Raw genomic sequence first — 286 nt, 5'->3', positions numbered from 1 at the left:
GCGCGGCATCGAGACGCTGACCGGCAGCGCCGGCACCGACCTGCTGCTGCTGGGCGACACCGGCAACACGGCAACGGTGTCGCTGTTCGAGACGATCACCGGCGGCACCGGGATCGACGCCATCCTGCTGGGCAACGCCGGCAACACGCTGGTGGTGTCCCAAATTGAGACGCTGCTGGGCGGTGCCGGCCTGGACGTGGTGATGCTCGGGTCGGGCGGCAGCACGCTGGTGACCGTCGCGGTGGAAACGCTGATCGGCGGTGCCGGTCTGGACACCATCCTGCTC

At 69.6% G+C, this 286-nt stretch carries 1 pseudogene; it reads left to right on the top strand.

From position 1 onward, the window contains the following. Window positions 1-286: pseudogene (locus TSO352_RS33410) on the top strand (hypothetical protein); the annotation flags it as partial.

Origin of the sequence: Azospirillum sp. TSO35-2 (assembly GCF_003116095.1) — a bacterium.
GTDB lineage: Bacteria > Pseudomonadota > Alphaproteobacteria > Azospirillales > Azospirillaceae > Azospirillum.
Note: the sequence above shows the minus strand (reverse complement) of the source record. Positions and strands in the feature narration are given on the sequence as shown.